Here is a 22,842-nt window from a genome sequence, read left to right on the forward strand (position 1 = left end):
GCGGGTGTAATGCTCGTGGAGCGAAGGGCGAACCATCGCCGTTGCAAACGGACCAACCGGCTTCAAGGGCGCGGTTTGAGCCCGATCATCGTATCGGTTGAAATGCGATTTTGAATGTCGCTCCTCCGCCCGGCGTCTCCTCGATCCAGATACGTCCCCCGAGCTTGTCCAAAAGCTCCTTGGTGATGGCGAGCCCCAATCCCGTTCCCGGAAGGGCGTCGCTCTTCCGCCAAAATGGTTCGAAGGCCGTCGCCTGATCGGACGGCGAGAGCCCCTCCCCATGGTCGATCACCTCGACGACAGCATCAGAACCAACCCGCACGAGCACTGTTCCTCCAATCGGCTCGGCTCGCAAGGCGTTGTCGACGATATTTGCGATGACGCATTCGACCGCGCGAAGATTGCCTCTGACTTTCGGAGAAGGATCGCTTGCCTCGAACTCGATGGAGCGTTCGCACCGCAATGCGAGCAGGACATGACGGGATACGATCTGACGAACGGCCTCGGCGAGATCGATGATCTGATCGAGTGGAAGCTGGCTTTCGGCCAAACGAGACGCGACGAGCATCTGCTCGACCACCACTTGCAGCCGACCGGCGTCGCGCAGGAGATCGCTCTTGAATGTAGGGGTGTCTTCCCTATCCTCTATGCGCGCGCGCAGGATCGCCAGGGGCGTGCGCAGCTCATGCGCGGCGTTCGCGAAATAGCGACGCAGTCGGGTCGCGCTGGCGTCGAGGCGCGACAGCGCCTCGTTGACGGCTCTGACAAGCGGCGCCGCCTCCGAGGGAACGTCTGTGGTCGAAAGACGCGCGTCGAGCGATTCCAAATCGATGCGCGAGGCTTCCTGTGACAAGGAGCGCAGAGGAGCCAATCCACGCCGCACGGCGAACCAGGCCGCTCCGATCGACAGCAGAGTGGTCGAAACTATATCGACCGATGACCATCGGAATTCATCAGCGACAGCATATAGAAGGTCGATCCATTGAAATTTCTCCCCGTAGACTGCGATTTGAAAAGTTCCATAAGGCGTCTTCTTGGCGTCGGCGTATCCGTGAGGGGCCGACGTCAGAGCGGAAGGAAGAGAGAAATGCGTGTGAGTGGAGTTGACTCTGATCGCGCCAGACAGCGTCTCCGCGAGCTCTGGGGAGGAACCCGGGAGCGCCTCGTATTTTTTTACATCGAAGGCCGCATATTTCAAGTCGGGCGAGCGCTCGAGCTCGGCGCATAGCGCCTCGGTCGGCGCGAGCCGAATTTGGCCGTCCGCTCCTTCGAACAGCGAGTCGATCACCAGCCGTCCGACTCGATGGACGGCGAAGTCGTCGATGCTCGTATCGACGAACCACAAATGGGTCACGCCGAGGCCCATGATCGACAATTGCGCGACGACGAAGGCTATGAACTGCACTGGGACCAGATAGCAAACGACGCGTAGCGCGAGTGAGCGGCCGATCGTCATTTCGGTCTCTTGGATGACGCGTCGGTTATCATATACCCCAAGCCTCTGGCCGCGTGAATGAGAACGCCGGCGTTCAGCTCGGTCAGGCGCGCGCGCAGCCGCGAAGCGAGCTTCGTCAGCGCGTGCTCTTCTATGTCTTCGTCGAGCCCGTAAATCGCCGAAACCAAAGCCTCGCGCGAGACGATGCAGTCGACACGCCGGATCAGCGCGTCCAGAAGAGCAAGCTCACGGCGAAGCAGCACGACCGGCTCACCACCGACAAAAGCGGTACGCGTCTCTAGGTCGAACGAAAGCGCGCCGACTTCCACTGGCGGCGCACGCTCGCCTCCGGGCCGTCGCAAGCTCGCGCGAATACGCGCCATCAGCTCCTCTATGGCGAAAGGCTTGACGAGATAGTCGTCTGCTCCCGCGTCCAATCCCTCGATGCGGCTGTCGATCGCGTCCAGGGCCGTCAGCATCAATATCCGGCTTCCCGGATGCTTGCCCCGAATGCGCGCCACCAGGGACAGTCCATCGCCGTCCGGCAGGCGGCGGTCGAGCACGGCAATCGCATAGGATTGCTCGTCCAATGCGGCATCCGCCTCGTGAATCGTGCCAAAAGTGTCGATGGCGTAGCCCGCCTGTCGAATTCTCTTGGCGACACTGGTCGCCAGTTCCGGTTGATCCTCGACCAATAAGATACGCATGGGCGCCGCTCCCAAGATCCCCGGCCCGCGTGAATGGGCCGACCGCCATTCCATAGGGAAGCGTCCAAAAGTTGCAAGAAAGCAATGGCCAGACATCGGTCCTATCGTGGACTGTGTCATTTGTATCACGATCGCCGTGAATTTTCGGCTATTCTCGCCGGGTCATCTTCGCAAGACGTTCGTGCCTTATCGTGCGCCGACCGCCACCGTGGTCGAGAAGGCCGAATTGATTGTCCTGGAGATTGACCAAAGCATGATGCCAGCGAGGACGACAGGGCGGGAGACCGTGCGCCGTCTGTCCGCGAACCGGCTTCGCGTCGTCATCGCTTGTCTCCTGGCCGTCGTGATAGCCCTTCAGGCGCTTGCGGCGATCGGTCTGCCGTTTCGACCCTGGGGCCAGCCGAAAGGCGATACGGTCCTTCTCGCTTCGGGCGCTTCCATCGCTTGCGCGAAATGGGGGCTCGGCGGCGGCTCCGGCGACACGCGACATCATCTCGACGACTGTTGCATCCTTTGCGGCGGATGCGACGCCGATTGCGCACCGGCTCTTCTGGTCCTCGCGGACAGCGAGCCTGTCGACACGATCAGCGCCCGATCGTCCCGGATTCCTGCTTCCGCGCAAGTCAGACCGCCTGCGGGCTGGGCGAGCGCCTGGTCGTCGCGCGCGCCGCCGCATTTTTCCTGATCCGATCCATCGAATGGTCCGAACGGACCGCACTCGCACGATCTCGGTTCAAACGGCCGACAGTGGCCGCATCAGGGACAAATCATGACGCCTTCTCGACTGCTGCGCGGCGTTTCCGCTGGCGCCTCAACCTTTGTGCTCATGTCCGTCGCGCTCGCCCAAGAGGCGCTGCCGACGATCGACGTCGGCGCGGACAGCGCCGCGCGCGCCAACGCGACCACTCCCTCACGGGCTGCTCCGGGCGACGCCCTCGGCAGTCCGAGCTACGCCGCTCCGAATGCGAGCTCGGCGACGAAGACAGACACGCCGATCTTCGTCACGCCGGCGTCGATTCAGGTCGTGCCCCGCGCCGTCATCGACGATCGCAAGGCGAGCTTCGTCACGGAGGCGCTCCAGAACGTCAGCGGCGTCTGGTTCGAGCCGGCGCTCGGCGGGAATGCGGTCTACAATATTCGCGGATTCCGTACCTTCTCGATATTCCGCAATGAGTTGCGCGCCGGCCCAGGCGCATTCTCCTTCCTGGCGCTCGGGCCTTTGGACACCTCCAATGTCGAGAGCGTCGAAGTGCTCAAGGGTCCCGCCGCCATGCTCTACGGCAAGGGTGATCCTGGCGGCCTGATCTCCCTCAACACCAAGAAGCCATTGGCGACGCCGCACTATTCGGTCGAGCAGCAGATCGGCTCGTCTGCGCTGTATCGAACGCTCGTCGACGCCACCGGCCCGCTGAATGAAGACAAGACGCTGCTCTACCGCTTCACGGGGGCGTTCCAGAGCTATGATTCGACGTCCCGCGACTTCGTCTCCGGGGACGGCTTCGATTTCGCGGGCGCGGTGACCTGGCGACCTTTCGAGCAGACGGAAGTCACCTATGAGGTCGAGGTCTCCAAGCAGCGATTCAAGCAGGATTCCGGCGTCATGACCCTGGGCAATCGGCCGATTGCAATCCCGACAACGCGATACCTTCAAGATCCGAACCAGCCCTACAGCAATTTTCTGACGCTGTTCAACGGCGTCAGCGTCAAACATAAAATCTACGAGAGCGCCGACACGTCATGGACGTTCAACGGCCGATTCCTCGCCCGAAATTTCAAGGACGATGACATTAATCTCGCCCCGGTCGACGGTTTCGCCTATCTCTCCGCTTTCGATCCGGCTAACGGAATCCTGCACCGCAATGTCTTCGCGCAACACTACCACGAGCGCGATTGGGCATGGAACGCCGACGTGATCGGCAAGTTCGACACGTTCGGCGTCAGGCACGAGCTTCTTCTTGGTTACGACTTCAACAAGGTCACGGGCGACTATCGGACCTATGGTGGCGGATTTGTCTCCGACCCGGACCTCGACATCAATGTATGGGCGCCCTGGCGCGGCGTTCCGTCTTGGAAATTCAGCCAGGCGAATCTCGACTTCTGGTGCGCCCAGGTCAACGGCTGCCAGCCCGCCCGGCTCAAGCAACAAAATTCGGGCTTCTATGCGCAAGATCATATCACGCTGTTCGACAGGCTACATATCATCGGCGGCGGACGGTGGGACTACGCCGTGCATGGCTACGGCTATTCGGACTTCTTCGGAAATTCCCCGACCACGATGGAGCAGGTCAATGTTCCAAAATACGGCGAGCATGGATTCAGCCCGCGCGCGGGCGTTCTGTTCGAGGCGACGCCGTGGCTCGCTGCGTTCGGAGACTGGTCGAACTCTTTCGGAGTCAACAACGGCAAGGACGCCAACGGACAACCTCTCCGCCCACAAATCTCCGAGCAATGGGAGGGAGGACTCAAAGGGAAATTCTTCGACGATAGGCTGACGGCGACGCTCGCCTTCTATCAGCTCACCAAGACGAACATAGCGACGGCGGACCTCAGCACGCTCAACACCTCGATCACCGGAAATGTCCGCAGTCGAGGGATCGAGCTCGACATCTCCGGCCGCATCGACGATCATCTCAGCGTGATCGGCAATTATGCGCATACACGGACAAAGATACTGAAGCTCTCCGATTACAGCTCTGATCTCGGGACTTATGTCGACGTCTCCGGGCGTTGGTGGCCGAACGTGCCGCGCAATTCTGGTTCGATCTGGGCGAAATACGACTGGAACGGCTATGCGTCCAGGGAAGGCGCGAGCTTCGGCCTCGGAGTTCGCTATGTCGACATCCGCCAGGGCGACAACCAAAACACGTTTCAGCTTCCCGCCTACGCCGTCCTCGATGCCATGATAGGCTACAAATGGAAATACGAAGGAACAAACTGGAACGCCCAGCTCAATTTCAAGAATCTGACCGACACCAGATATTATCAGGGCGCCGATCAATTCACCAATTTCGACCCGCGTCTTTCGATCTTCCCCGGCGAACGCTTTCAGGTCATCGGCTCTCTCAAAGTCGAGTATTGAAATGATCCGTGCAGCGCTCGTTCGGCTGCATCGCTGGGCTGGACTCGCCATCGCGGGATTCCTGATCGTCGTGGGTCTGACCGGAAGCCTTCTGGAGTTCTGGAACGAAATCAACCACTGGATCACGCCCGCTCTATCCCGGCCCCCACGCCGGGATAGAGTTGGACGCGCTGCGCCTCTCCATATGTGGCTCGAACCTCACGCGCGATTATCATCTGTGCGGCTTCGAGCTGCTGTAGGACGGCATACCGATGAACTATGCCGATGGAGGCGGCGATTTCTACGAGATCGACACCAAATATTTCCGCACGATCGATATCGATAAGGGCGGCAACGCCCTCTCCTTCGGCTCCTCGATATTGGAAGGCGCAATCAATTTCGCTTCGCCCACGGCCAGTACGGCGCTCGCGCCCAACATGCTCGCGATCGACGGCGGCAGCTTCGGCTCCATTCGCGGACAGGCGCAAATCTCGCGCGTCATCGGCGGCTTCGATTTCCTCGTCAACGGAACCTCCTCGCATTCGGACGGGTTCCGCACCCATTCGCAATCCGACTATGTGCAGATCAACGGCAATATCGGCTATCGCTTCTCCAGCAATATCGAGACGCGCTTCTACTTCGGCGCACCAGCCTCTCTAAACCGACAAACGTCGAGCTTCTTCACAATGCGATTCGAACCCGTCCTCATTGCCTGGATATCAGAAGGACTTCGATTTCGCGAACGCTTCACGGCCGAGCCGATCGGCGGAGGCCCGGAACCCGGCGAACATTTCTTCCATCATCGTTCTGACAGCCGCAGGCGCCCGTTCCGGCTGGCCGGCGTCGAAGGGCGGCTCGGGCGCATATTGCGCGATGAGCTGCACGCTTTCGGCGTAAGTGCGGTCGCGCAATTCGCCGACCAGCGCCAGAGCGAAATCGAGGCCCGCCGTCACGCCCTCCGCAGTGATGCGATTGCGATCACGCACGAAGCGGCCGGGCGTCGGCGTCGCGCCGAAAATCGGCAGCAGCGACTTCGCCGACCAATGCGAGGTCGCGCGATAGCCGTCCAGCAGGCCCGCCGCGCCGAGCAGCAGCGAGCCCGTGCAGACCGATGTGACATATTTCGCGCGCGCGCCGCGACTCTTCAGGAAGCGCAATGTCGCCTCGTCCTGCATCGCGGCGAGTGTGCCGGAGGCGCCGCCGGGCACGCAGAGAATATCGAGATCGAGCGGCGCATCGTCGAAGCTCGCGTCCGGCGTGAGCGTCAGTCCCGTGTCGCTGACGACGGGCGTCTTGCTCTTGGCGATTACGAAAGCCGTCGCGCCCATCAGCCCGGTGAGCATGTAATGCGGGCCGATCATGTCGAGCGCGGTGAACTCGGGATAGATCAGAAAGCCGATCTTCTCATTGCCGGACCACGAGGCCGGCATGTTCGACATATCGTGATCGGCCGTGACCTTCTGCGCCGCGCGCGCCTCGAGCGCGCCGCCGGCGACGAGCGCGGCGAACGCCGCCAAAGCTTCGCCGAAACGGCGGCGATCGAGCGTATTCAATGGCCCCTCCTACATTTTCACGGAAACGGTGGCGAAGAATGTGCGCCCCTCTCCCGGCGCGACGCGCCCGGAGAGATAGGGATATTGGGTGTAATAGTGTCGATCGCCGAGATTTTTGGCGGCGATCGAGAAGGTGAAATTCTCGTGCTTGTAAGCGAGATCGGCGTCGAATGTGATGTAGCCCGGCGTCGTCCATGTGCGGCCGAGCTCGACGCGCGAGGATGAGGCGGCATAGAAGCCGGCGCCGAAGGACCAGCCCTGCAGCTCGCCGTCGAAGGCGTAATGGCCCCAGAAACGGCCGGAGTCGCTGGGCGTCCCGACGAGGCGCGCGTTCATATATTGCGTGTTCTCATCGCTCGTGACCTTGGCGTCGATATGGGCGTAGCTGCCGAGGAAAGAGAGATTCGGCGTCGGCTGCCAGACGAGATCGGCCTCGAATCCATGCGAGTTCTGCTCGCCGGTCTGCCTCTGAGTGAGAGAGCCGGACACGGCGGTCGGCACATTGGTGCGGGTGAGATCGAAATAAGCCAGCGTGCCCGAAAGGCCGAACGGACCGTCGAGCTTCACGCCGCCTTCGAGCTGGCGCGACCCTTCGGGCTTCGGCGGCGCATTATTGGCGCCCGAGAAATAGCTGACCCCGCGCAAGCCTTCGGAATAGCTCCCATAGACCGAGAGCCAGTCGGTCAAATCATAGGTCGCGCCGACGCGCGGCAGCACGCGCGTCGCGCTCGCGTCATAGTGAGTCGGCGGCGTGACCGCATTTTCGGTGAAGTGAATATCGACAGTGGCGACGCGCAGCGCGCCGAGGAAATGCAAACGATCGAAGATCGTCGACTGCAATTGGAGGCTCGCTCCGGCGTTCTGATAGCTATTCGCGATTTTAGTGTACACCGCCGTGTCCGCCGCGCCTTCGACCGGCAGCCGAAAGGCCGGGAAATAGGGCGCGCGAAAATCGATCAGCTGCGGGAAGCCGAAGATGGGATCGGCGTCTGTCGCATTATTGCCCGCCATGATACCGTGATCGACGACGCGATTGAAATCGCCGCCGACGAGCAGGCGGTTGCTCGTCGGGCCATAGTCGAATTTCGCGACGAAATTCGAGCTGATCGAGAATTCGGTCAGCTTCTGATCGAGAATGTCGTTCGCGACATAAAATTGCGACGGGCCGCCATAGACGCCGGCGGGGCCGAAATCGATCGCCGTCGGCTCATTGCCGAAGAGGAGCTGCGAAGGCTCGTGGATTTTCGTCACGGAATAGCGCGCCGTGGTGAAAGTGGAGAATGTATCGTCGAAGGCATGATCGAAGCGCGCCGTCACCGACTGCGATTCCGTGGAGGTGGCGGGAAGGCCGGCATTGGCGAGAAAGGCCGAGCGGCGAATGGAACAGAATGAGCGATCGACCGAGCCGACCGCCGGCAAGCCCGGATAATCCTGCTGTTCCCGCCGCGCGACATGGCCCTGCAGCGTGAGCGAGGTTCCCGCATTATTGGTGATGGTCAGCGTCGGATCGAGCGTGTAGCTCTGGCGATGAATCGTGTCGACGATCGACCGCGTGGTCTCGAACTGGCCGGTGAAGCGGAACAGCAGCGTCTTGGAGTCGTTGAGCGGCTGATTGATGTCGAGATAGGGGCTGCCGAAGCGATAGCCGCCGGCGCGCACGCCGACCTCCGCGAACCGATCCGCCGTGGGGAGCTTCGACACGATGTTGACGACGCCTCCGATCGGGTTCGCTCCGCCCTGAAACAGAATATTCGCGGGCCCCTTCAAAACCTCGACTCGCTCGACATTGACGAGCAGATCGCGCTCGCCGAGCGAGCCGTAATTCGGCAATCCATCGATGTAGCGCTCCGCGTCCATGCCGCGCAGCTTGACGCCGAGCCCGCCGGGAAAAAGCGGATCGAGCGGCGTGAGGCCGGAGACGTTGCGGAAAAGCTCGGACTGCGAGATGGCGTTCTGATCGTCGATCAGCTTGCGAGGGACGACGACGACGGAGATCGGCAGCTCCTTCAGCGGCGTGGCCATGCGCGCCACGCGCGCGGTGAGCGCCTGATAGCCGCGCACCGGCCCGGCGGTGGTTTGCTCGACATCCGTGGCGGTCTTTGCGGCGGCCGGGCGTCGCACTTCCGCGGCGATGGAGATGGGTGGCAGCGCCTCTTGCGCGGCGGCGCCGGGCAGGCCGGCCGCGGCGAGGGCGAGCGCGCTGACCGAGCGCAGGGAAAAACGACGATTCATTGGTGGCCTCCTTGTCGCCGCTCTCTCGACGGCGTGAATGTTCTCGGCGTCCGAAAGGAGAGAGAGGCCCGCCAGCCTCCGATCCTCCGATCAGCGCTCTAAGGACGCCGCTTAACCCGAATGTAACGTGAGCGGCGCCTCCATGGCTTTTCGTGGACTGTGGCGCCGAGGCAACAGTCTCGCTCGCGCCCGCTTGCCACCGCCACAATTGGCCGCGATAATCGCAGCTCCCGATTGACGCGAGGCGGCGCCGAAAAATGCGGGTTCTGATGGTGGAGGACGAGCCGGAGATGGCGAAGCTCGTCGCGGGGAAGCTCGCGCGTTCGGGCTTCGTCGCCGATCGCGTCGGCTCGCTCGACGAGACGATGGAGGCGTTGCGACAGCACAAATATTCGCTGGTGCTGCTCGACAGGCGTCTTCCTGACGGCGATGCGGTCTCCATATTGCCCGACATTCGTCGCACGCAGCCGTCGATCCGCATCGTGATGCTGACCGCGCGCAACGCCGTCGAGGACCGGATCGAAGGGCTCGACGCCGGCGCCGATGATTATGTGACCAAGCCTTTCGACGCCAATGAGCTGATCGCGCGCGTGCGCGCCTGCCTGCGGCGTCCCGGCGGCGAGGCGACTCCGCCGATCGCGATCGGCCATATTGTCTTTCATCCCGACACGCGCGATGTCAGCGTCAATAGCGCGCTGGTTCTGTTTCACAAGCGCGAGCGCGCCTTGCTGGACATTCTGCTGCTCAACGCAGGGCGCGCCGTGCTGCGCGACCGTCTGCTCGCGGAAATCTACGGTTTTGCCGACGATGTGCAAGCCACCGCGCTCAGCATGCTGGTCTCGCGCCTGCGGCGCCGGCTGCTCGATCTCGACGCCGGCGTCGAGATTCACACGGCGCGCGACGTCGGCTATCTTCTGACGGAGCGCAAGGAGAAATGAAAAGCCCTTCGCTGCTCACGCGCTTCGTCATCGGCATCACCGCGATCGAACTGCTCACCTATTTTCTCATTTGGCCGGTCACGGCGATCCTCGTCACTTATATGGGTCTCGCGGTGACGGACTCCGTCAATTATTGGGCGGAGTTCCACGCCATAGAGGTGGTCGATGCGGCGCTGGTGAAAGACGCCGACGGCTCCGCCCATATAGAGGCGACGCCGGCGCTGCGCGCCTATCAGGCTCGCAATCCCCATTTCCGGTTCGCGATCATCGACAACCGCAATGGGGCGGCGCTCGCCGGCTCATCGGAAGCGCTCGCGCGCGTATTGCCGAGCGGCGGTGAAATCATCGCCATCCGCAATTATTTCCGGCTTCCGAACGATCCCGATCCCAAGGCTCGCGGCGTCTTGCGGGAAGCCAAGCCGCCCTATCGGATGGCGGTCTATGGCTATACGTTGCATTGGGAAGATCTCGGCGCCGTGATGCGCATGCTGGCGGATGTCACGCAGATCGTTCCTTTCCTGCCCTTCGTCATATCGGCCATTCTCATCTCCTGGCTGGTGACGCGCTTCGGGCTCACGCCGCTCTACAAAGCGAAGGAGCAGCTCGCGGGCATCGATTTCAAATCGGTCGATCAGCGCATCGACGGCTCCAAGGCGCCAAAGGAGATCGCGCCGTTTCTCGATGCGCTCAACGGCGCGCTCGCCCGTCTCGAGGACGGCGCCAAGCGGCAGCGGCGCTTCACCGCCAATGCCGCGCACGAGCTGCTGACTCCGATCGCGATCCTGCGGGCGCGACTCGACGCGCCGAACGAGCCGGATTTTCTCTCGGACCTCGACCGCGACATGCGGCGCATGCAGTCCATCGTCGAGCAATTGCTGGTTCTCGCGCGCGGAGCGGAGCGCGGAAATCTCGCCGCCGAGGACGTCGATCTCGGCGCGCTCGCTCGCCGTATGATCGGCGATTATCTGCCATTGATCGTCGACAGCGGGCGGGCAATCGCCCTCGATCCGCCTGCCGCCCCGGTCATCGTCCGCGCCAACGGCCAAGCGCTCGAATGCATGGTGTCCAATCTCATCAATAATGCGCTTCGCGCCGAGCCCGTCGGCGGAACGATCGAGCTTCGCGTGCGCGCCGGCGCTCGGCTGGAGGTCGTCGACCATGGCGAAGGGGTCGGGGCGAGCGAGCGCGATCTCGTCTTCGAGCCCTTTTGGCGCAGGACGGAGACGACACGCGGAGCCGGCCTCGGCCTCTCGATCGTCAAGGAGCTCACCGAAAAGCAGGGCGGCGGCGTCTTCGTCGCGGAGACGCCGGGCGGCGGCGCGACATTCGGCCTCACGTTTCCTGATCGCGGAGCGCCATGAGTTGTGGTGAGCGCCATCGGCGCGCGCAGGAAGTCGGATGCCCTGCGCACGGAAGTCGAAGCGAAAGGCGTGTTCGTCAGCCTCGTCGTGCTCGGACTCGTGGAGAGCAGCTATTGGGAGCATAATCCCGGAAGCCGAGAACATGCTTCGAAGGCCATTTCGCCGCTGACGACGGATCAGGCCGGAGCTGTGATCATCCAGGCGATCGAGCAACGGAAGCGAGTTTTGGTTTCGCCGGCGATCTTCCGAGCGCTATTTTTATTGCGGGCGCTCTATTCCTGCAGCACAGGCGGTTGAACTCCCTCGAATCGAGGCGTTGATGCGAAACGAGGCGATTCACTCTCTGACCGTCATCGCTTTGTCGCGGCGAAATAATCGCGAATGCGCGCGGCGAAGCGGATTGCGGCCGGCGTTGCCCTCTCCTCCGGCGCGCTCAGCAGGCAGATCGTGCGGCTGCCGGGGCCGGGCTCCAGCCGCGCGAAATGCAGAGCCGCGACGCCCGAGACGAGCGAGACATGGCGCACGTCGGCCGGCACGATGGAGACGTAATCGCCCGAGGCGACGACATTGAGAATGGCCGCGAAAGTATTGAACGCGATCACGCGCGGCGGCGTCGCATTCGCCTCCGCGAGATAGTCGTCCACCGCCGCCCGCGTGCGAAAGCCATGGCCGAGCAGGGCGACGCTCTCCTCGGAGAGGCGCGCCGCGGGGACGCTCTCGGCCTCGGCCAGCCTGTGCGTGCGCGCGCAGACGAACATCAGCGTGTCGGCGTAGAGCGGCTCGGCGCGGCTTTTAGTGTGCGCGCGGGGAAGGCCGACGCCCAGATGCAGCGTCCCGGCCTCGACGCCGGCGTCGATCTCGTCATTGGCCAGCTCCAGAATCTCGAGGTCGATCGCCGGATAGTCGCGCGCGAAGGCGGTGACGATTTGCGGCAGATAGAGCGCGTTGAAGGTCTGCGTCACGCCGATGCGCAACCGGCCGCGCTTCAGCCCGCGATATTCCTGCACGGCCTCGCGCAGCCGCTCCGTCTCCGCCAATACCCGGCGCGCGCAGTCGATGGTCAGCAGTCCGGCCTCGGTCGGCTCGACCTTATGCGCCGTCCTTGTGAAAAGAGCGACGCCTAGTTCCGCCTCGAGGTCCTGAATCTGCTGGGAGAGCGTCGGCTGCGAGACATTGAGCGAGCGGGCGGCGCGGGTGAAGCTGCGCTGCTCGCCGACGCGGATCAGATAGCGGAGCCGTCGGAAGTCCATCCGACTTCTATATCATAGGTAAAACCTATTTTCAGTATCGAAAACAAGTCTTGGACCTATTCTCATATCTGAACGAAGACAGGCCGTCGCAACCAAAAAGGGAGACGGGCAATGTCCGCCCAACGGGTTTTCCATTCGGCCGATTTCGACAAGACGCCGCCGATATTCGAGGTGATTTTGCCGGAACGGCTCGCGCATCGTTGCGTCGAGAAGGACGATGCGCGCGCCGCCTATTCGGCCGAGCGCAAGCATCCGGTGCATTTCATCGATCTGCCGTCGCACGCCATCAGCCTCACGGTCGGCGGGCTCACGCCGGGCGGCCGCTCCAACCGCCATCGCCACACCTATGAGACCATTCTCTATGTGCTCGAGGGGCGCGGCTATTCGATGATCGAGGACCGCCGCATCGAATGGGAGGCGGGAGACGCCGTCTATATTCCGGTCTGGGCCTGGCACCATCACGTCAACGCCGATCCCGACAAGCCCGCGCGCTATCTCGCCTGCGAGAACGCCCCCATGCTCCAGAACGCCGGACGCCTCGCGATCCGCGAAGAAGCCGAGTGAGGATCGCCATGACCAATGCGACTCGGACCAATGTAATTCGCGGCATCATCGCCTATCCCGTCACGCCCTTTTCCGCTGATGGCGGGATCGACGACGGCGCGTTCCGCCGCGTGACGGAAAATCTGCTGCGCTCGCAGCCGGCGGCCATCGCCTTCCTCGGCAGCGCTGGGGAGAGCGCCTATCTGACCGACGAGGAATGGCGCCATGGCGCGCGCCTCGGCGTCGAGACGGTGGCCGGCCGCGTTTCGGTGATTGTCGGAATCGCCGAGCTGACGACGGCCGCCGCCGTCGCCAAGGCGCGCTACGCCCGCGAGATCGGCGCCGATATGCTGATGGTCATCCCCGTGTCCTATTGGAAGCTGACCGAGGCCGAGATATTCGATCATTACGCAGCGATCGCCGCGGCGACCGATCTGCCGATCATGGCCTATAATAATCCGGGCACCAGCGGCGTCGACATGTCGCCGGAGTTTCTGGTGCGGCTCGTGCGCGAACTCGATACGGTGCGCTTCATCAAGGAGAGCAGCGGCGATCTCAATCGCATGCACGCGATCCACAAGCTGTCGGACGGCGCGATCCCCTTCTACAACGGCGCCAACCATATGGCGTTGGAGGCGATCGCCGCCGGCGCTTCGGGCTGGTGCACCGCCGCGCCCAATCTGCTGGACGATCGGCCGTCGCGGCTGTTCGATCTGGTGCAGGCGGGCGACATCGTGCGCGCGCGGGCGCTGTTCTACGACATTCTACCGGTGCTGCGATTCATCGTCGTGGGCGGCCTGCCGACCACGGTGAAAGCCGGGCTCGCCCTGCGCGGATTGCCGGCCGGCGCGCCACGGCCGCCGCTGAAGCCCCTCGTCGAGGCCGATCGCAAGAAGCTCGCCGAATTCCTCGCCGCGCTGCGCGTCGAGCCGGCGGCGGCGTGACCTGAAGAGTTGGCCCGCGCCGCGCGCGTGGGCAAACGAGGAGGAGACGGCGATTCTTCGCCGCCTCCGGCTTTTGCCGGCGACCGGCGAGCATGTGCGCCACGTTCGGTCTTTCGCGCGAGCATTCGAGACGCCGTCGTGCATATGCCAGAAGGTCTCGCCGCATGCCTCGACGTGGGAGCGGACTATTTGATGGATGGAATCGCCAACATTTTCTTCGATCCAGCGAGCTGATTCAGTTCAGGGGCGCAGAGGAGGATGCTCTGGTGGTCGTCACGAATGGTACGAGGGAGGCCGCGCATTGTGCCAATCTTTCGCGCTCTGCCGCGTATCCTCGTCGTCCGGCTTCCCCGCGTCCCGCGTCCGAAGGAAAGCTCGACGTCATTATTTTGTTCGCCTGAGATGGCTGCGAGTTGGTTGCTCTGCCGGCGACCGAAAGGAGGTCGTAATTTAAAATCAATAGCGTGCGTCTGGGTGGCGAGGCTGAGCCTCGACTCGTGACCGGGGCCCGCGTCTCATCGATGGGAGATCGGATTTTGGCGCGAATTGCCGCGCCGGACGCTACGACCTCGGCGATCGGCAGACCGGCAAGGTCGAGCGGGCGATCGTTAAGGGCCCGTGGGCTCGAACACGACACGCGTCACCGGCGTGGCGCCCGTCCATTTGATCAAGGCCTTTCGGCCGGGCTTGTCATGGGCGAAACGGCGCGCGGCTCCATCAACGAAAAGCGAACTTTCTCTCTCGCGTGGTCGCGCCCGAAGAACAGCGTCTCGTTGAGCATGCGGCCGTTGCAGCTTTCACAGAAGCCGTTCTGCATTGGTTTGCCTCGCAATCGTCAATGATGACTGCCTCCAGCCTGCGACACCGCGAAGTCTGGCGAACATTGCTTTCGCCGCGCCATCGCGTGATCGCCGCAAAATCGCCTCCAGAGACCTCGATCAGCAGTTGTTGACTTTGTACATAAAACTAGTCAGCATATGGCGTCGTAAAACCCCGATTGCCTTCGTCGTCCCAAGCACGGCGCAGACGTATGACGCATCGAGGCGCCAAGAATGTTCAGTCCCTCTTCCTTCTCGGTCGTCGTCACCGACAAGAAAAGGACCGGGATCGAGACCGTCTCCGGGGTGACCGCCGGGGCGACGAGCCGGGCTTCGGCGATGGTGTTCGAGGATCCCGTCTCCTTGAGGCTCAAAGCCGATCTGCATCGCATCGCTCCGAGCGACGCGACCGTCTTGATCATTGGCGAGACGGGAACAGGAAAGGAACTCGTCGCTCGTTATATTCACGCCAATAGCGCGCGCAAGGACGGCCCCTTCCTCGCGGTCAATTGCGGCGCGTTCAGCGAGACGCTCGTCGAGGCGGAGCTGTTCGGCCATGAGAAGGGCGCCTTCACCGGCGCCGCCCGAAGCGAGACCGGATGGTTCGAGGCCGCGCACGGGGGGACGCTGCTGCTCGACGAAATCGGCGACCTTCCGGCCGCCATGCAGGTGAAGCTGTTGCGCGTCTTGCAGGAGCGCGAGATTGTGCGCGTCGGCTCGCGCAAGGCGCGGCCGATCGACGTGAGGCTGATCGCCGCCACCAATGTGAATCTCGAGGCGGCGGTGGCCGCCAAGAGCTTCCGCAAGGACCTCTTTTATCGCCTCAACATAGCGACGGTGAATCTCGCGCCGCTGCGCGCGCGCCGCGGCGACATCGAGCCGCTCGCCAATTATTTCCTCCGCCTCTTTGGCGCAAAGCTCGGCCGGCCGATGCCCGTGCTCGCGCCCGAGGCCATCGCCAAGCTGACGAGCTATCATTGGCCCGGCAATATTCGCGAGCTCGAAAATGTTCTGCACAATGCGCTGCTGTTGACGCAAGACGACCGCATCGCCGAGGTGCCGATCGTCGAGGCTTTCGATCCGCCTCTTGCGGAAGAGAACGGCGATTTCGAGACACGTCTGCGCAGCCTGCTCGACACGGCCATCACGCGCGGTGAGAAGAACCTCTTCGACCGCGTTATGCGCTCTCTTGTCTCGGTCGCGCTCGATTTCGAGCGCGGCAATCAGGTGCGCACGGCGGAACGGCTCGGCATGAGCCGCAATGAATTGCGTACGCGCCTCGGCCATATGGGCGTCATCGCTCCGCGTAAGAAGAGTTCCGCGGAGAACGACGAGAAGGAGCAGCGGCAGCCCGCACGAAGCGCGCCGAACGTCGTTCGGCTCGGCTTTCAGAAATTCGGCACGCTCGCGGCCTTGCAGGCGATAGGCTCGCTCGATGAACGTCTTCGGCCGTTCGGTTATCGCGCCGAATGGAGGGAGTTCAGCGCCGGCCCCGCCGTTCTCGACGCGATCGGCCGCGGCGAAATCGACCTAGGCGTCACCGGCGAGGCTGCGACTGTTTTCGCTCTCGCCATGGGCGTTTCCTTCTTCTACGTCGGCTATGAATCGCCCGCCCCGACAGATGTCGCCCTCGTCGTCGCCGATCCCCGGCTTCGCTCGATCGACGATCTGAAAGGCAAACGCGTCGCTTTCAGCCGATGGTCGAACGCCGACCATTTTCTGACGACCGCGCTCAATATCCGGGGGCTGTCGCGCGGCGACATCGAGCCCGTCTATGTCCCTCCGACGCTCGATTTGCTCGAGGATTTGCGCGACGGGACAATCGACGCATGGGCGATTTGGGAGCCGCTTCTGAGCGCCGCCCGCATGGGAAGCAAAGCGCATGTGCTTCTCGATGGCGCCGGTTTCGTCGAGAACCATCAGTTCTACGTGGCGCGCCGACACTTCGCCTGCGGCCAGCCGCAGATCGTCGACGCGATCCTAGCGGAAATTCGCATGCTCGGCGCGACGCCGCGCGAGCGCGCCGAAGCGGAACTCGGCGCCGTCGCGCGATGCCTGCATCTCGATCGGCAGGTGGCGCGGCATTATCTCCACCGACTCGATTTCGAGCCCAAGCCGCTCGATCGCGACGTCATCGGCAAGCAGCAATCGATCGCGGATGGCTATTTCGCCGCGGGCCAATTGCCCGCGCGAGTCTCGATCGAAGGCGCAGTTTGGCGAGGCGCCTGACGGCGCCTTTCGCCTCGCGTCAGTATTTTGCGAGGATCGCCTGCGCCGACGCCCCGCCGAAACGCAGAGTGACTCCGACGCTCGCAAGCCAAGGATCGATGTTCGACCTCACCCGGACATAGATGTTCTGATTGAGCGCGGAATTATAGATCGTCGCATAAGCAGTCGGCTCTGCCACGATGCGCTTCAAATCGACGTTCACGCCGATATTGGGCGTGATCATGTAGTCGAAGCCGATTTGTCCCGCGACGCCGATCGACGTTCCGATCTGAAGCGCGCGCACCGAATCGAAGCCGGTGAGGCCGAGAGTTGTGACGAGAGGCGTCCAGCTATTGCCGGGGCTATAGCCATAGGGAACCGCCCAAGTGACGCCAACTCCGACATAGGGCTGGAAGGCGCCGAATTGCGTGAAATGATACTGGGCGAGCAATGATACGGGCAGAAGATTCGTGGCGCCGACCGGAATGCCGGCGAGCGAGCCCGTTGCGGTCAAAATATGCCGCGTATAGCCGGCGATCGTCTCGACGGCGAAATGCTCGTCGAAATAATAGCTGAGATCGATCTCGGGAATGATCGAAGTGGAGGTATGAACGCCCGCGCCGAAAATCTGGCCGCCTGGAACGCCGGCGGCTATTCCCGTTATGGCCGGCACAGTGCCGAAGCGATCGAAAACAGAAAAGCCGCCATCGGGAACGATCGCCGTCGCACGCAGTCTGATTTGGAAAGGCTGATAATCGACGGCTGTGACCGTCGCCGGCTGCGGCTGCGCTCGTGATGGCAGATCGGCGGCGGAGGCGGCGTTCGCGCAGACGAGCGCGCTCGCCGCGCCGATGAGACGGTGCGGGAGGTTCATCTTCTTTCCTCGAAATACAGGGAAAATACGGGACGAAAGGCGAAGGCGCCTCTCGCTATTCGCCGCCTTCGTAGAACAGCTCGAGCGGCAGACCGACCGCCGTCTTGCCGATCCAATCGCGCGCGATAATGTTCGACGGCCCCATGCCGATGCCGGCGCGGGCGTCGCGGAAATAGCGCTCGATCGCGCCTTTCTTATAGCCGTAGCCACCCGTGACGGTGAGCGCGGCTGCGGCCGAGAGATTGGCGGTCTCGGAGGCGTGAACCTTGAATTCGGTGAGCGCGATCAACAGCTCGGCTTGCGGCTTGCCTTCGAACCACAGAGCGTCGAGTCCGGCCGCGAGCTCGCGCCGCCAGGGTCCGAGCGATTCGATCAGCACTTTCGGCTTGGCGAGTTCCTGACGGACCGCCTGATAGTCGGCGAGACGCTTGCTCGTGTCCTTGTGAATCGAGTTCTTGATATGACCCACGGCGGCGTCGTGTGCGCCGCGTGCGACGCCTTCCCACACGGCGCCGAGGCCGATCAGATAGACCGGCGAGACGCCGTTGTAGATAATTTCCTTGCCTTGATTCTCCTCGCCGAGGCGATTGTTCCGCGCCACCTTCACGCCCTCGTAGCGGATGGGACCGGAATGATTTCCGCGCACGCCGAGCGCGTTCCAAGGCCCGGGCGTGATGCCAGGCGATTTTCCGTCGACGATGAAGAAGGAAATGTCGGATTGGTCACGCGCATCCGGCGTACGCGTCTGAGTTATGTAGTAATCCGCCTTGCCCGAGGAGGTCGTGAAGGACTTCTCGGCGTTGACGATATAATCATCGCCGTCGCGCGACGCTTGCGAGAAATTGTACCACCAATGACCGCCAGAGGCGCGCTCACTGGTCGAATAGGTGCCGAGAAGATATTTGCCGTCCTGCGGCTTCAGCCAGCGCAGCTTTTGGTCTGGCGTGCCATAGAGATTTATCGTCTGCGCGGCGCCGACATGCATCACATAGACGAGGCCTGTCGAGGCGTCCTTCTGTCCGATACGATACGCGGCTTCCGCGAAAGCCGTATGATCGAGACCGAGCCCGCCATATTCCGGCGAGACTAGCGCGCGCGTCCATCCGGCTTCGGCGAGCGCATGGAGATTTTCGACGGGAAACAGCGATTGCTCGTCGTTGCGTTCCGCATTGGCGACAATCACGGTCTCAATGACGCGATCGAGCCGCTCGAACGCCTCTGCTCTGTTGACTTCCGACATTTCATGCCTCGCTAATTCTTCAGCTCCAGATCGGAGCGCAGTTGCGATCGATGAGTCTCGTTTCGCGGCTCAAGCCGCCGCGCGGGCTTCCTCGGCTTCGAGCGCGCGCACGAGCGGAATGACGCGCTGGCCAAAAAACTCGACTTCCTCCTGGAAATGCAGGAAGCCGAGCAGAATGAGATCGACGCCGACCGCTTTGAGTTCCAAGATTCGACGGGCGACCTCTTCCGGGGCGCCGATGAGATTGGTCTTAAAGCCGTCGTTATATTGAACGAGATCCTCGAAGCTCGATTTCGCCCAATTGCCTTCGCGCTCTGGAGACGCCGCGCCGGCGTTCTGTACCTCGTGATGAAATGCGCGAACCGCATCCGGGTCGGCGTTCGCCAGAATGTCGTTCAATGCGCCGCGAGCTTCATCGGCTGTATCGCGCACGATGGCGAAGGCGTTGACGCCGATCTTCACTTCGTGACCGCTCTGCGCGGCCTTGGCGCGAATGTCGTCGACTTGCTTGCGAACGCCATCCACGGTGTTTCCATTGGTAAAATACCAGTCGGACACGCGCGCCGCCATGTCGCGCGCTGCGCGGGAGCTGCCGCCCTGGAATATCTCGGGCGGCCTGACGGGCTTGGGCCTTAGCGTGTAGTCGCGGAACCGGTAGAAGTCTCCCGCGAAATTGAAATTGTCTTGCGACCACACGCCGCGCAGTACACGGATAAACTCCTCCGAGCGGCGATAGCGCTCGTCGTGATCGAGCCAATGTTCGCCGATCGCCTGGAACTCGCCGCGGAACCATCCAGAGACGATGTTCACCGCGAGCCGCCCGCCCGTATACCAGCTGATCGATGCGATCTGCTTGGCGACGACGGCCGGATGCCATGGGCCGGGAAGGATCGCGGCGATCACATTGAGCTTCTCGGTCGCCGCCAGCAGCGCATGAGAAAAGCTCACCGACTCGTGCTGATATTCGGCGCCATAGCCGGCGGTGAAGCGAATTTGCGTCAAGGCATATTCAAATCCCGACGCTTCGGCGATCTGCGCGAGCTTACGATTATAGTCGATATCCCAGCTCGTGCGCTGCTCCACCTTGCTGATGACGAGCCCGCCCGAGACGTTCGGAACCCAATAGGCGAATTTGATCGCCTCTGATTTTTGACACGCCGAAGGCGAAGAAGCGCCGCTCATCCTTGTCTCCCTTGTGGCCCGCGCGCAGTCCCCGATTGTCACGCGACCGCGCATCGATCGCCTGAGAATGAGCACGGCGCGTGCCACGCGATTCTCGACAGATTTTCTCGATTTTACGGGTAATCACGGGCGCGCCTATTGCATTTGCAACAGCCGACGTTCGGCGCTGCTGCAAATGCAGCAATGTGAATTCCAAACGCCGCAATCCGACCGCATATCGCGCGGCGCCTCGATTGCGACGAGCCGATCCGAAGTCTCATCGAAAGGACTCTCGAATGGCATCATCGAACCGTCCGCGGCATATCGTCGATATGCGAGCGCGGCCGTCATTCCTTCACTCGTTCTTCGGAGCAGAACCGGGATCGCCCGACTTCGAAACAGTCCGCTGGATGAATCGCCGCCTCGGTTCGAAGGACGTCGACCATTTCACGCGAGCGCCCGATCTTTCGTCCTTTCATCGGGAGCTCGATGCGGCTGGGATCGACATTGCGCTCATGGTGGGACGCAGCACGCCGAGCGTACGGATTTCCAATGATCTGCTCGCGACGCTCTCTTGCTCGTCGCAAGGGCGCTTGCTCGGCGTCGGTTCGGTCGACCCTCAGTTCTTCACAGGCCGACGTGCGGCGGAAGAGACGGAGCGCTGCCTGAACGAGCTGAAGCTCGTGGCCGTCAATGTCGATCCCGCCTTCTTGGCGGAGCCGATTTCCCATGACGACGAGACGCTGTTTCCCATCTATGAAATCTGCGCAGATCGCGGCGCGCCGATCTTCATGATGTCGGGTCCGACGACGCCGGACCTACGGCGCAATGACCCGCTGGCGGTCGATCGTGTGGCGCGCGCCTTTCCAACTCTGCCAATCGTCTGCTGTCATGCCTTCTACCCGCAAATCGATGAAATGATCGCCGTCGCGTTTCGCCACGAGAATGTCTTCGTGTCGCCGGACATGTATTTCTTCGCGCCGGGAGGCCTGCGATACGCGGATGCCGCGAGGGGATTTCTCGCAGACCAATTGCTGTTCGGCTCGTCATATCCGTTTCGTCCACTCGATCAGAGTGTCGCGGACCTCCTTCGCCTCGGCTTGGACGAGAATGCGATCGAGAAGGTCGCATGGCGCAACGCCGCGCATCTGCTACGGCGCGATTTGGCGTGAGCTGTTGCGCATGCCGCAGAGCCGGCCCGGAATTGCTTCGGATGCAACAGCAGACGGACAAAATGACTAAAGAATCGCGGCGGAGCGATTGGCCCGTCTCTTGCGGCCGGGAAATTCAAAGAAATCTCCTATTGCCGCGCTCAGACCGGCGAACAGGGATCGGATCATGGAAATCTTGTGGTACATTCCGACACATGGCGACTCGCGATATCTCGGCTCCGAGGAGGGAGCTCGGACGGCGACATTCGACTATCTTCGGCAGATAGCGGTCGCAACGGACAGTCTCGGCTATTACGGCGTTCTCATTCCGACCGGACGCTCCTGCGAAGATCCGTGGATCGTCGCGGCGAGCTTGATCGAATCGACGAAGACTCTGCGCTTTCTCGTGGCCCTTCGGCCGGGCCTGGTGCAGCCGGCGTTGGCGGCGCGCATGACGGCGAGCCTCGATCGTCTGTCGCGAGGACGGCTGCTGATCAACCTCGTCGCTGGAGGCGACGCGAGCGAGCTCGCCGGCGACGGCCTGTTTCTCGATCACGCAGCCCGCTACGACGTCTCGGCCGAGTTCGTGCGCGTCTGGGATGCGCTTCTTCGCGCGAGCCATGCGGACGAGAGCGTCGATTTTCACGGCGCGCATTTCGACATAGAAAAGGGTAAGCTGCTCTTTCCTCCGGTGCAGAGCCCGAGGCCGCCACTCTATTTCGGCGGCTCCTCAGGGCCTGCGCATGATCTCGCGGCGCGCGCCGTCGACGCTTATCTGACATGGGGAGAGCCGCCCTCCGCGGTCGCCGAGAAGATCGCGGATGTGCGGCGGCGAGCGGCGGCGTTCGGACGCGCGCCACGTTTTGGCGTGCGGCTGCATGTGATCGTGCGCGAGACCGAGGACGAAGCTTGGGCGGCGGCGGATTCCCTCATCAGCCGCTTGGACGACGACGCGATCGCCGACGCACAGAGAACCTTCGCAAAAATGGATTCGATCGGCCAGCAGAGAATGCTCGAATTGCGCAAAGGCCGCGGACGCACGCGCGCAGATCTCGAAATAAGCCCCAATCTCTGGGCCGGCGTCGGACTGACGCGCGGCGGCGCGGGAACGGCGCTCGTCGGCGATCCCGCGCAAGTCGAGGCGCGTTTGCGCGAATATGCGGCGCTCGGAGTCGACAGCTTCATTCTCTCGGGCTATCCGCATCTGGAGGAAGCCTATCGCTTCGCCGAGCTCATGTTTCCCCGCCTCGGCGTCGAGGCGCGAGGAACCTTGCCGGGGCAAAAAATCACAGGCCCATTCGGAAGCGTCGTCGCGAAGCCGGGCAACTCGCCCTCATCATCATCCGCCGCCGCCTGAGGAGCCGGAAAC

Annotated in this window: 19 protein-coding genes and 2 pseudogenes; 11 read left to right on the forward strand and 10 right to left on the reverse strand. The window is 62.5% G+C overall.

Annotated elements, in window-relative coordinates; translation table 11 throughout:
• Positions 1 to 85: 85 nt before the first annotated feature.
• Positions 86 to 1,456 carry a sensor histidine kinase gene (locus METLW4_RS0120480; protein WP_018268102.1) on the reverse strand — a complete coding sequence of 457 codons (1,371 nt, stop codon included), beginning with the start codon at positions 1,454 to 1,456 and terminating at the stop codon, positions 86 to 88.
• Positions 1,453 to 2,142, reverse strand: coding sequence for a response regulator transcription factor (locus tag METLW4_RS0120485; protein ID WP_043333295.1), 690 nt, complete (start codon positions 2,140 to 2,142; stop codon positions 1,453 to 1,455). Before METLW4_RS0120485 ends, METLW4_RS0120480 begins: the two co-directional genes overlap by 4 nt.
• On the opposite strand from METLW4_RS0120485, the gene METLW4_RS0120490 reads away from it, so the two are divergent.
• From METLW4_RS0120490 to METLW4_RS28580, 3 genes and pseudogenes are all read left to right on the forward strand, one after another.
• Positions 2,141 to 2,827, forward strand: a complete 687-nt coding sequence (locus tag METLW4_RS0120490; RefSeq protein ID WP_157235527.1) for a hypothetical protein — start codon at positions 2,141 to 2,143, stop codon at positions 2,825 to 2,827. The genes METLW4_RS0120485 and METLW4_RS0120490 overlap by 2 nt on opposite strands.
• A gap of 84 nt (positions 2,828 to 2,911) precedes the next feature.
• Positions 2,912 to 5,221, forward strand: a complete 2,310-nt coding sequence (locus tag METLW4_RS25600; protein ID WP_083919337.1) for a TonB-dependent siderophore receptor — start codon at positions 2,912 to 2,914, stop codon at positions 5,219 to 5,221.
• 1 nt (position 5,222) lies between these two features.
• Positions 5,223 to 5,330, forward strand: a pseudogene (locus METLW4_RS28580) (PepSY domain-containing protein); the annotation flags it as partial.
• Positions 5,331 to 5,343: 13 nt separating this feature from the next.
• Here METLW4_RS28580 and METLW4_RS28585 read toward each other — a convergent pair.
• From METLW4_RS28585 to METLW4_RS0120510, 3 genes are all read right to left on the reverse strand, one after another.
• On the reverse strand, positions 5,344 to 5,763 hold the full coding sequence (locus tag METLW4_RS28585; RefSeq protein ID WP_245258552.1) for a hypothetical protein: 420 nt from the start codon (positions 5,761 to 5,763) through the stop codon (positions 5,344 to 5,346).
• Between the two features lie 156 nt (positions 5,764 to 5,919).
• Positions 5,920 to 6,753 carry a DJ-1/PfpI family protein gene (locus tag METLW4_RS0120505; protein ID WP_018268107.1) on the reverse strand — a complete coding sequence of 278 codons (834 nt, stop codon included), beginning with the start codon at positions 6,751 to 6,753 and terminating at the stop codon, positions 5,920 to 5,922.
• A 9-nt stretch (positions 6,754 to 6,762) separates the two neighbouring features.
• Positions 6,763 to 8,985 (reverse strand): TonB-dependent siderophore receptor, encoded by a 2,223-nt coding sequence (locus tag METLW4_RS0120510; protein WP_018268108.1) that lies wholly within the window; start codon positions 8,983 to 8,985, stop codon positions 6,763 to 6,765.
• A 257-nt stretch (positions 8,986 to 9,242) separates the two neighbouring features.
• On the opposite strand from METLW4_RS0120510, the gene METLW4_RS0120515 reads away from it, so the two are divergent.
• From METLW4_RS0120515 to METLW4_RS0120525, 3 genes are read left to right on the forward strand one after another with little or no spacing between them, the layout of a single operon-like run.
• Complete coding sequence (locus tag METLW4_RS0120515) at positions 9,243 to 9,923, forward strand: response regulator transcription factor (protein ID WP_026191680.1); 681 nt, start codon at positions 9,243 to 9,245, stop codon at positions 9,921 to 9,923.
• Complete coding sequence (locus tag METLW4_RS0120520; protein WP_018268110.1) at positions 9,920 to 11,284, forward strand: sensor histidine kinase; 1,365 nt, start codon at positions 9,920 to 9,922, stop codon at positions 11,282 to 11,284. The genes METLW4_RS0120515 and METLW4_RS0120520 overlap by 4 nt, the downstream gene beginning before the upstream one ends.
• 6 nt (positions 11,285 to 11,290) lie before the next feature.
• Complete coding sequence (locus METLW4_RS0120525) at positions 11,291 to 11,581, forward strand: hypothetical protein (RefSeq protein WP_157235530.1); 291 nt, start codon at positions 11,291 to 11,293, stop codon at positions 11,579 to 11,581.
• Positions 11,582 to 11,634: 53 nt separating this feature from the next.
• On the opposite strand, the gene METLW4_RS25605 is transcribed toward METLW4_RS0120525, so the two are convergent.
• Complete coding sequence (locus tag METLW4_RS25605) at positions 11,635 to 12,534, reverse strand: LysR substrate-binding domain-containing protein (protein ID WP_018268112.1); 900 nt, start codon at positions 12,532 to 12,534, stop codon at positions 11,635 to 11,637.
• 111 nt (positions 12,535 to 12,645) lie between these two features.
• Between METLW4_RS25605 and METLW4_RS0120535 the strand changes: the two genes are divergently transcribed.
• Together METLW4_RS0120535 and METLW4_RS0120540 are read left to right on the forward strand one after the other, a co-directional pair.
• Positions 12,646 to 13,098: a cupin domain-containing protein gene (locus tag METLW4_RS0120535; protein WP_018268113.1), complete on the forward strand. Its 453-nt coding sequence runs from the start codon at positions 12,646 to 12,648 to the stop codon at positions 13,096 to 13,098.
• Positions 13,099 to 13,106: 8 nt separating this feature from the next.
• On the forward strand, positions 13,107 to 14,021 hold the full coding sequence (locus METLW4_RS0120540) for a dihydrodipicolinate synthase family protein (protein ID WP_018268114.1): 915 nt from the start codon (positions 13,107 to 13,109) through the stop codon (positions 14,019 to 14,021).
• Between the two features lie 730 nt (positions 14,022 to 14,751).
• Here METLW4_RS0120540 and METLW4_RS28005 read toward each other — a convergent pair.
• Positions 14,752 to 14,847 (reverse strand): annotated as a pseudogene (locus METLW4_RS28005) (integrase core domain-containing protein); the annotation flags it as partial.
• A 226-nt stretch (positions 14,848 to 15,073) separates the two neighbouring features.
• On the opposite strand from METLW4_RS28005, the gene METLW4_RS27425 reads away from it, so the two are divergent.
• A complete protein-coding gene (locus METLW4_RS27425) occupies positions 15,074 to 17,068 on the forward strand; it encodes a sigma 54-interacting transcriptional regulator (protein ID WP_018268117.1) in 1,995 nt (664 codons plus the stop codon).
• Between the two features lie 19 nt (positions 17,069 to 17,087).
• On the opposite strand, the gene METLW4_RS0120560 is transcribed toward METLW4_RS27425, so the two are convergent.
• From METLW4_RS0120560 to sfnG, 3 genes are all read right to left on the reverse strand, one after another.
• On the reverse strand, positions 17,088 to 17,921 hold the full coding sequence (locus tag METLW4_RS0120560; RefSeq protein WP_018268118.1) for an OmpW/AlkL family protein: 834 nt from the start codon (positions 17,919 to 17,921) through the stop codon (positions 17,088 to 17,090).
• Between the two features lie 55 nt (positions 17,922 to 17,976).
• Positions 17,977 to 19,161: an acyl-CoA dehydrogenase family protein gene (locus METLW4_RS0120565; RefSeq protein WP_018268119.1), complete on the reverse strand. Its 1,185-nt coding sequence runs from the start codon at positions 19,159 to 19,161 to the stop codon at positions 17,977 to 17,979.
• A 69-nt stretch (positions 19,162 to 19,230) separates the two neighbouring features.
• Entirely contained in the window at positions 19,231 to 20,343 is a 1,113-nt protein-coding gene (sfnG, locus tag METLW4_RS0120570; protein ID WP_018268120.1) for a dimethylsulfone monooxygenase SfnG, read from the reverse strand.
• A gap of 389 nt (positions 20,344 to 20,732) precedes the next feature.
• On the opposite strand from sfnG, the gene METLW4_RS0120575 reads away from it, so the two are divergent.
• Positions 20,733 to 21,494 carry an amidohydrolase family protein gene (locus tag METLW4_RS0120575; RefSeq protein WP_018268122.1) on the forward strand — a complete coding sequence of 254 codons (762 nt, stop codon included), beginning with the start codon at positions 20,733 to 20,735 and terminating at the stop codon, positions 21,492 to 21,494.
• Between the two features lie 166 nt (positions 21,495 to 21,660).
• Positions 21,661 to 22,830: an FMNH2-dependent alkanesulfonate monooxygenase gene (gene ssuD / locus METLW4_RS0120585; protein WP_018268124.1), complete on the forward strand. Its 1,170-nt coding sequence runs from the start codon at positions 21,661 to 21,663 to the stop codon at positions 22,828 to 22,830.
• The last annotated feature ends 12 nt before the right edge of the window (positions 22,831 to 22,842 follow it).

It is taken from the genome of Methylosinus sp. LW4 (assembly GCF_000379125.1).
In the GTDB taxonomy this organism is placed as follows: Bacteria; Pseudomonadota; Alphaproteobacteria; order Rhizobiales; family Beijerinckiaceae; genus Methylosinus.

Excerpts from the sequence above, each read along its gene's own strand:
- METLW4_RS0120480 (WP_018268102.1), bottom strand. The coding sequence starts at position 1,456 with ATGACGATCGGCCGCTCACTCGCGCTACGCGTCGTTTGCTATCTGGTC.
- METLW4_RS0120490 (WP_157235527.1), top strand. The coding sequence starts at position 2,141 with ATGGGCGCCGCTCCCAAGATCCCCGGCCCGCGTGAATGGGCCGACCGC.
- METLW4_RS0120485 (WP_043333295.1), bottom strand. The coding sequence starts at position 2,142 with ATGCGTATCTTATTGGTCGAGGATCAACCGGAACTGGCGACCAGTGTC.
- METLW4_RS25600 (WP_083919337.1), top strand. The coding sequence starts at position 2,912 with ATGACGCCTTCTCGACTGCTGCGCGGCGTTTCCGCTGGCGCCTCAACC.
- METLW4_RS28585 (WP_245258552.1), bottom strand. The coding sequence starts at position 5,763 with ATGGGTGCGGAACCCGTCCGAATGCGAGGAGGTTCCGTTGACGAGGAA.
- METLW4_RS0120510 (WP_018268108.1), bottom strand. The coding sequence starts at position 8,985 with ATGAATCGTCGTTTTTCCCTGCGCTCGGTCAGCGCGCTCGCCCTCGCC.
- METLW4_RS0120515 (WP_026191680.1), top strand. The coding sequence starts at position 9,243 with ATGCGGGTTCTGATGGTGGAGGACGAGCCGGAGATGGCGAAGCTCGTC.
- METLW4_RS0120520 (WP_018268110.1), top strand. The coding sequence starts at position 9,920 with ATGAAAAGCCCTTCGCTGCTCACGCGCTTCGTCATCGGCATCACCGCG.
- METLW4_RS25605 (WP_018268112.1), bottom strand. The coding sequence starts at position 12,534 with ATGGACTTCCGACGGCTCCGCTATCTGATCCGCGTCGGCGAGCAGCGC.
- METLW4_RS0120535 (WP_018268113.1), top strand. The coding sequence starts at position 12,646 with ATGTCCGCCCAACGGGTTTTCCATTCGGCCGATTTCGACAAGACGCCG.
- METLW4_RS0120540 (WP_018268114.1), top strand. The coding sequence starts at position 13,107 with ATGACCAATGCGACTCGGACCAATGTAATTCGCGGCATCATCGCCTAT.
- METLW4_RS27425 (WP_018268117.1), top strand. The coding sequence starts at position 15,074 with ATGTTCAGTCCCTCTTCCTTCTCGGTCGTCGTCACCGACAAGAAAAGG.
- METLW4_RS0120560 (WP_018268118.1), bottom strand. The coding sequence starts at position 17,921 with ATGAACCTCCCGCACCGTCTCATCGGCGCGGCGAGCGCGCTCGTCTGC.
- METLW4_RS0120565 (WP_018268119.1), bottom strand. The coding sequence starts at position 19,161 with ATGTCGGAAGTCAACAGAGCAGAGGCGTTCGAGCGGCTCGATCGCGTC.
- sfnG (WP_018268120.1), bottom strand. The coding sequence starts at position 20,343 with ATGAGCGGCGCTTCTTCGCCTTCGGCGTGTCAAAAATCAGAGGCGATC.
- METLW4_RS0120575 (WP_018268122.1), top strand. The coding sequence starts at position 20,733 with ATGAATCGCCGCCTCGGTTCGAAGGACGTCGACCATTTCACGCGAGCG.
- ssuD (WP_018268124.1), top strand. The coding sequence starts at position 21,661 with ATGGAAATCTTGTGGTACATTCCGACACATGGCGACTCGCGATATCTC.